Source organism: uncultured Candidatus Kuenenia sp., from assembly GCF_900696675.1.
Classification (GTDB): domain Bacteria; phylum Planctomycetota; class Brocadiia; order Brocadiales; family Brocadiaceae; genus Kuenenia; species Kuenenia stuttgartiensis_A.
Genome location: NZ_CAADGZ010000166.1, coordinates 1 through 6,275, shown reverse-complemented (window position 1 = coordinate 6,275; position 6,275 = coordinate 1). Strand labels below are relative to the sequence as shown.

General features: G+C 40.9%; 11 protein-coding genes. 4 read left to right on the top strand and 7 right to left on the bottom strand.

Going from position 1 to position 6,275, the window contains the following annotated elements; genetic code table 11:
- The first annotated feature begins 295 nt into the window (after window positions 1–295).
- The 4 genes from QZT26_RS15920 (at window position 296) to QZT26_RS15905 (ending at window position 1,939) form a co-directional block, all read left to right on the top strand.
- Window positions 296–898, top strand: a complete 603-nt coding sequence (locus tag QZT26_RS15920; RefSeq protein WP_099325727.1) for a cation transporter — start codon at window positions 296–298, stop codon at window positions 896–898.
- A gap of 84 nt (window positions 899–982) precedes the next feature.
- The gene (locus tag QZT26_RS15915; RefSeq protein WP_099325726.1) at window positions 983–1,273 is read left to right on the top strand and encodes a hypothetical protein; all 291 of its coding nucleotides are present in this window, start codon (window positions 983–985) and stop codon (window positions 1,271–1,273) included.
- A 125-nt stretch (window positions 1,274–1,398) separates the two neighbouring features.
- Entirely contained in the window at window positions 1,399–1,596 is a 198-nt protein-coding gene (locus QZT26_RS15910) for a hypothetical protein (RefSeq protein ID WP_099325725.1), read from the top strand.
- Window positions 1,547–1,939, top strand: a complete 393-nt coding sequence (locus QZT26_RS15905; RefSeq protein ID WP_295103548.1) for a hypothetical protein — start codon at window positions 1,547–1,549, stop codon at window positions 1,937–1,939. Before QZT26_RS15910 ends, QZT26_RS15905 begins: the two co-directional genes overlap by 50 nt.
- Before the next feature lie 177 nt (window positions 1,940–2,116).
- Here the strand turns inward: QZT26_RS15905 and QZT26_RS15900 are convergent, their stop codons facing one another.
- The 7 genes from QZT26_RS15900 to QZT26_RS15870 all read right to left on the bottom strand — a co-directional run bounded on the left by QZT26_RS15900 (window position 2,117) and on the right by QZT26_RS15870 (window position 6,042).
- Complete coding sequence (locus QZT26_RS15900) at window positions 2,117–2,605, bottom strand: redoxin domain-containing protein (protein ID WP_295103547.1); 489 nt, start codon at window positions 2,603–2,605, stop codon at window positions 2,117–2,119.
- 72 nt (window positions 2,606–2,677) lie between these two features.
- Window positions 2,678–3,808 (bottom strand): inorganic phosphate transporter, encoded by a 1,131-nt coding sequence (locus QZT26_RS15895; protein WP_295103544.1) that lies wholly within the window; start codon window positions 3,806–3,808, stop codon window positions 2,678–2,680.
- Window positions 3,808–4,326 carry a peroxidase-related enzyme gene (locus tag QZT26_RS15890; RefSeq protein WP_295103542.1) on the bottom strand — a complete coding sequence of 173 codons (519 nt, stop codon included), beginning with the start codon at window positions 4,324–4,326 and terminating at the stop codon, window positions 3,808–3,810. The genes QZT26_RS15895 and QZT26_RS15890 overlap by 1 nt, the downstream gene beginning before the upstream one ends.
- Before the next feature lie 127 nt (window positions 4,327–4,453).
- Complete coding sequence (locus QZT26_RS15885) at window positions 4,454–4,903, bottom strand: transposase (RefSeq protein ID WP_295103540.1); 450 nt, start codon at window positions 4,901–4,903, stop codon at window positions 4,454–4,456.
- Window positions 4,900–5,079 carry a hypothetical protein gene (locus tag QZT26_RS15880; RefSeq protein WP_169702960.1) on the bottom strand — a complete coding sequence of 60 codons (180 nt, stop codon included), beginning with the start codon at window positions 5,077–5,079 and terminating at the stop codon, window positions 4,900–4,902. The genes QZT26_RS15885 and QZT26_RS15880 overlap by 4 nt, the downstream gene beginning before the upstream one ends.
- Window positions 5,080–5,141: 62 nt before the next feature.
- Entirely contained in the window at window positions 5,142–5,369 is a 228-nt protein-coding gene (locus QZT26_RS15875; protein ID WP_295103539.1) for a GDCCVxC domain-containing (seleno)protein, read from the bottom strand.
- A gap of 1 nt (window position 5,370) precedes the next feature.
- Window positions 5,371–6,042 carry a flavodoxin family protein gene (locus tag QZT26_RS15870; RefSeq protein WP_295103536.1) on the bottom strand — a complete coding sequence of 224 codons (672 nt, stop codon included), beginning with the start codon at window positions 6,040–6,042 and terminating at the stop codon, window positions 5,371–5,373.
- Window positions 6,043–6,275: the final 233 nt, after the last annotated feature.

Below are 6,275 nucleotides of genomic sequence, written 5' to 3'. Positions count from 1 at the left end.
TTTCGAAAAACATTCTGGGTAGGGGCGAAGCATTTGCCTGCATATAAGAGAGAGACGTAAAATGCTGTACATACGCCAACCCCGCTATGTTGAAGGAGTTATACTGTACGCAGGCAAATGCTTCGCCCCCATTTTTCAAAAAGCCAAATTACCGCTAAGTTTATAAAACCAGATTTGTTTGACTATATTCCCTTGACCGACATCAAATATCCGGCTATAATCCCGCAAAGTTACTGTAAGCTTTTGGTAATCTGGAATTTCGTATATTAATAGTTAGGCCTCAAGAAAACATTATATGAACGCTAAAAATTCTCTCCTCCGTCGAGCAGTATTTGTCGTAGCCCTCCTTAATTTCGGCTACTTTTTTGTTGAGTTTTCTGTCGCACATTCAATAGGCTCGGTTTCACTTTTTGCAGACTCCATCGATTTTCTTGAAGATACAGCAGTTAATATTCTAATCTTTATGGCGCTAGGCTGGAGCTTGCATCGGCGATCAATGGTCGGCATGGCGCTTGCGGCAATTCTTCTAATTCCAGGGCTTTTCACGCTTTGGACAGCTTGGGGGAAATTTCTCATTCCATTGCCACCAGACGCAACCCTCCTGTCGCTTACTGGAAGTGGTGCTTTGGTTGTTAATATTATTTGTGCATTTGTCCTTGTTCGTTACCGCAAACATAGCGGTAGCCTTACACGCGCTGCTTTTCTCTCTGCGCGTAATGACGCTTTCGCTAATGTTGCCATTATTGGAGCAGGCTTCATAACCTTACTTACCCTAAGTGCATGGCCCGACTTGATCGTAGGGCTAGCAATATTCCTCATTAATCTGGATGCTGCACGCCAAGTTTACACTGCAGCCAGTAAAGAACGAGCAGATGCACTGGAATCAACTAAGGCCTAACAATCACATGCACTCGGACAGCAAAAAGCGCCGCTCGTTCCTCACTCTGCTTTTCGCTGCCGGTGATGTGAGGCGTTATACAGCATGAAAAATTTAGCTACAAAAATATTATTCCTAATATTAGGAGTGTTCGTTATGCAAGCAAATGCTCAAGAAATAGAACATATTTCTTTAATTACAACTCCAATACAGTTGCTTAAAGGCAATGTTGTTATCTCTCAAGGGACTGGATTCTATTATCTTTTAGAAGATAGCACAAAAGGGAAAATTATATTTTTAGTGACAAATTATCATGTACTAACGGGAAACTCACCAAATACGGACAAACCTCCCAAGGGAATGGGGAAGGGTCACATCTTAAATGTTAAATATTGATATTTTCTATTGCGTTATTATAATAAATTTTAGCCATTATTTAGGATTTAAGCTGCAACCCTACTCCCTCTCGTGCCGTGCCCGGTTAGCTCTACGTTATGATTGATTAAAATAAAAGGATTAAGATGAAACTAAATAAAAATATTGTAAAATTATCTCAAATGAAAAATATTGTTAATGATGAATATGTCGATGCCTCTATAAAAGATCGGATAGAAATGGTTTGGGATATTACGCAAGAATTATGGGCAATTTCAACAAAAGGAAATATAAATGCTAAATCAAGATTACAAAGAAATGTCACAAATCTTACAAAAGCATGATGTAGATTATATTTTGGTTGGCGCGTATGCGCTAGCCGCCCATGGCTATCCTCGAAGTACTCTTGATATTGACATTTGGGTTAAACCAGACAAGGATAATTCCGTAAAACTTTACCAGGCATTGGTAGAATTCGGTGCCCCTCTTGATGGTATTAATGAAGATACTTTTAAGGAAAAAGGAATTATATTCCAAATTGGTGTTGCACCATGCCGGATTGACATTATAACAGAAATTTCCGGCGATATAAAATTTGCAGATGCAAAAAGACGCTCTATTAAAGCCAAATTCGAAGGAATTTCCCCAAATATATTGTCCGTTGATGATTTAATTAAAAACAAGTGATGATTTAATTAAAAACAAGGAAGCAATAGGTAGACCAAAAGATATTGAAGATGCAAAAAGGCTAAAAAACAAATCATAACGAGGCAATGCAGCCGACCGTAAAAAGCACGACAGCTGATTTTTTTGTTCGGTGACGTTTTGCTTGACAAGAGACTTCTAACGGGTGCCCCGTTCTCTTTACTTTTTCAACAATTCACTCAGTTCGTCCTCGAATTCTTTCTCTGATACGTAACCAACATGTTTGCTGGCTACTTTGCCGTCTTTTCCGTAGACAATAGTTGTTGGGTAGGCATGTAGATCATACTTCCGGGCAATATCGCCCTCACCAAGATAAATGGGATAATTGATGCCCATCGCTTTCATGAATGGGGGAACAACTTCCGGCCCATTTTCATCAAATGCAACACCAATGATCTCTAAGCCTTTGTCCTTGTATTTCTTGTAAAGACTGATAAAACCGGGTATCTCCTTCCGGCAGGGCGGACACCATGTTGCCCACAGGTCAAGAATCACCACCTTGCCTTTGTTGCTCTCAAGCAAGGTGTTTAATTCAGTAAGTTTTATCGTCTTGACTGCATCTTCTGCATAAGAAATTGCCGGGGCTATAGTCAGGCTCATTGCAAACAAAAAAGCAAAACATCTATATTTAAACATTTTTTTATTCACGCTTCTCTCCATTCTGTTAAAAATTATTACAATGATTCAAGGTTTCAGCCTTGAAAGTTCGCTTCCGAAGAATTAATTGAATAACCAGTTTCCTAATATCCAATACGTGCCGCCGCTAAATACTGCGGCAACAGGCAAGGTTATGAACCACGATAAAAGTATTTCCAGCACTTTGCGAATGTTAGCACGCCCTGTAATTAACCCTATGCCAAAAAGAGAGCCTACGGATACGTGTGTTGTGGATACCGGCATCCCAAGCTTAGTGGCAAATATTACAAGAATACTGGTGGCAAGGTTTGCTGTAAAGCCCTGACCGTGGTTTAATTTTGTGATTTTATTACTCATGGTTTCAGCCACTTTTCTTGCATTCAAAAGCCCGCCGGCAGCCATTCCAACAGCAACAGCCAGCATGCCCCAGTGTATCGACAAACCTTTAACCAATAATAAGAGCGCCACAATCTTTGGCGTATCATTAAGACCCCGCGCAAAGCTGACAACCCCGGCAGAGAAAAAATGCAAAGCATCCAGCAATTTCTGGCTATTTATACCCAGAAAACGTCCATGGTAAATTTCCTGACAGTTTTCTTCGGTGTCAATTGCAGCACTGATAGTGTTACCGTATTTCACACTCAGAGCAGGAGCGGGCGTACATGATGGAATTGCTTTTCTCTGTTCACCAACACAAAGGCACCATTCCTTTGTTATGCCGGAATGGATACGCATATTCCGAAAAATAATATAAAAAATGCTGCCAAGAGTGGTGGCAATAACAGGACTGAGTAAAAGCGGCATGAAAAAGGCGCTGCCCAGAACGGCAAAATTAACCTGTGAACCTACGGCTACAAAACCAGCGCCGGTAAGGGCGCCTGTCAAGCTATGAGTGGTTGAGATTGGAAACCCTGTAATCGTTGCAACCATAACGGTAATGGCAGCGCCAATCGCCACTGCTGTGAGGAATTCAGGAGCAGAGGATATGCTTTGGGGAACCAAGCCTTTACCAGAAAAGGTCTTCACAAGACCGTATGCAAAAAATAGGGAAGCCAGCGAACCTGCAAATGTTGTAATAGTTGCCCACCAGATTGCGTATTTATAATTCGTGGTCTTACTTCCAAAGAGCGTAGCTACGCCTTTAAAGTTGTCATTAGCGCCATTTGAATATGAGAGAAAACAAGTAGCAAGAAAAAGGATTATTAAGATTGCCATCAGAAATCTATCTCCACGTTAAGAGAATCGAGGAATTTATTAAATGCTGTAAAGAGTTCCATTACACCAAGTGCCTCAACAATTTCCGAATCACTAGCGCCCCTCTTCCTTAGCTCTTCAAATTCTTCATCAGTTATCTTATTTGGGTCTTTGTTCGCCTTCCTGACAAAGGTTATGATTTCTCGTTCCTTCTCTGTAAATTTTGATTTCTCAATCTCACTCTCAATTATGTTAATTTCTTTTTCCGTCACACCGATGGATTTGAGGGCAGCCGTGTGAGCAGCCACACAATATGCGCAGCTATTGTCCTTTGAAACCAGAAGGGCAATAGCTTCCTTTGTTTTTCTACTCAAACCCCCTTGCATCATTACCGCCTTTACCTTGTTCCAGTTGGCTTTCAATAAAGGTGGAAAATGCGAGTAGGTCTTAAACAAATTTGGAACCATGCCAAAAGCACCTTCAATTTCTGCAAAAACCTCCTGTACGTCCATCGACGTTTCTTCTTTTTCTCTAGCCAAAATCCGTGCCATTATCCAGCCTCTCTATAAAAAATTTCATAGCAATTTAGTTTTCTGAAAAAACAACTATGTATGAAGGGGATTAGGCAGAGATAAACTATGGTGGATGCGCTTCGCTTCATCCATCCTACTCTAAATCCATTTCCTTTATGGAATCAGGTTCTTGCGAACCCCAATCTATGGTATAGAATCCCCTCTTTACAGCATCATGAAATGACCCATAGCGCCAATCTTTTTCATTCCTCAACAAATGTTCCCAAAATCTCCTTTGCCATACCTTCTTCTCACTTCTTTCGGTCAAGAGGGTATCCATGCCCAAAGAAAAATGCCATTTAACCAATCTCCATCGTGTTGAGAAATCATCATCGTCATGAGGCAACCTCCAGATACAGTGAATATGATCAGGAAGAACAACAATAGCATCGATAAAAAAGGTGTGTTTATTCATCGCATATTGGAACGAACGTCGTAATCTGGTAACGTTATCAGGATGGGTAAGAATTTTTTGTCGATTGTATGTCACAATCGTAAAGAAATACCAGCCTTGTTCACGATAGAGCCGGCGATATTCGCTCATGGATATTCCCTTATTTTTGTTTTGGGTAGGGTGGATAAAGGCGTGCGCCTTTTCACGCCGTATCCACCAGATTTAATATCAGGAACACAGAAAAGCGGGAATTTTCCTGTCATTTCCTGCCTTCCTGAGAAATGGTGGATGCGCTTCGCTTCATCCACCCTACATTTGCCTCTCATTCCTTACTCCAAGCCCTCATGCGGTATCAAAGGCATCCCTTTGCTCCTCAAAGTCGTTGATATCAACGTAGAGGACTGTGGCCTCTTTTTTGTTGTATTTGTATTGATGGACATTGAACTGTTCCATAAGAACAGAACACGCAACAATGCCCTTTTTTGGGTTTTAATCTTGATTTGCAATTTTCACATTCGTAGAAATATTGACAGGCATCTGTAGGCATTGTTTCCTCTTTTTGATGTCCACAACCTGGACAGGTAATTACCGATTGTAAAATTACATTATGTTCCATTTTATTTTTTCAATCTTTCTCCCAATGCCTTTCCAAGTGCCCTTGCCTTCTCTATGACTTCGGGCTGCTTTTCTAAACATGGTATAATGTCCGGGGTGATTTTGGTATCCTTACCAAAGAATTTCTTTATGCCGCTTACGTTGCAAGTTTCTCCGTATCCACAGGTAAAACATGCCACAGGCCCCTGTGCCTCTACAGCGCCAACAAGTTCAATCTCATTGTATGCAAAAAAGCCTTTAATATCATCTCCTGCAACCTCGCTCATTTTAATATCCTTCCCCGGCATCTTCCAGTTTCCACCACCGCCCACAGAGGCAATTGCACCCAATTTACCGGAGAGTTTCATGCCGCCGTGTCCGTTACTATCGTGTCTAAAGCAGTAAAATCGTTCAAGAAGGGCGTGCGTAAGGGCATTCAGTCTGCCAAAATAATTTGCAGCACCGATAACAATCGCATCTGCCTCCATAACTTTGTGCATGATTAGAAGATAATCATCCTGTACTTTACAGAGGTTGTCTTCCACGCAACCTAAACAGCATATACAACCGTTAATTTTCTTGCCGTGTAAGGATATGAATTCCGTTTCTAAGCCAGTTGCATCCAAAATGGCCATCACCAGGCCCTCTGTTGTTTTGCCAGCTCTCGGACTACCGCTGATCCCAAGTACTTTCATTAAAATCTCTCCTTTCTGAATCAGGTTATTGGGACTCTTTTTAATTATTTATTACATTACTTTGTTAAAGAAAGCGTCTGAAAAAATATTTTTAAGTCGTAAGTCGAGTCGGCCACAACTTATGACTTAGCAATGCTTTGCGACAAATATTTACTCTTGATTTTGCTCGTTACTTCCGGTATTAATTGCACTTGTAAATTTTTTACACAATCAATTACCGGAGCAAAGGATTT

What these genes read in the sequence shown, in the direction of transcription:
- QZT26_RS15920 (WP_099325727.1), top strand. Translation starts at nt 296, where the DNA reads ATGAACGCTAAAAATTCTCTCCTCCGTCGAGCAGTATTTGTCGTAGCC.
- QZT26_RS15915 (WP_099325726.1), top strand. Translation starts at nt 983, where the DNA reads ATGAAAAATTTAGCTACAAAAATATTATTCCTAATATTAGGAGTGTTC.
- QZT26_RS15910 (WP_099325725.1), top strand. Translation starts at nt 1,399, where the DNA reads ATGAAACTAAATAAAAATATTGTAAAATTATCTCAAATGAAAAATATT.
- QZT26_RS15905 (WP_295103548.1), top strand. Translation starts at nt 1,547, where the DNA reads ATGCTAAATCAAGATTACAAAGAAATGTCACAAATCTTACAAAAGCAT.
- QZT26_RS15895 (WP_295103544.1), bottom strand. Translation starts at nt 3,808, where the DNA reads ATGGCAATCTTAATAATCCTTTTTCTTGCTACTTGTTTTCTCTCATAT.
- QZT26_RS15885 (WP_295103540.1), bottom strand. Translation starts at nt 4,903, where the DNA reads ATGAGCGAATATCGCCGGCTCTATCGTGAACAAGGCTGGTATTTCTTT.
- QZT26_RS15880 (WP_169702960.1), bottom strand. Translation starts at nt 5,079, where the DNA reads ATGAGAGGCAAATGTAGGGTGGATGAAGCGAAGCGCATCCACCATTTC.
- QZT26_RS15875 (WP_295103539.1), bottom strand. Translation starts at nt 5,369, where the DNA reads ATGGAACATAATGTAATTTTACAATCGGTAATTACCTGTCCAGGTTGT.
- QZT26_RS15870 (WP_295103536.1), bottom strand. Translation starts at nt 6,042, where the DNA reads ATGAAAGTACTTGGGATCAGCGGTAGTCCGAGAGCTGGCAAAACAACA.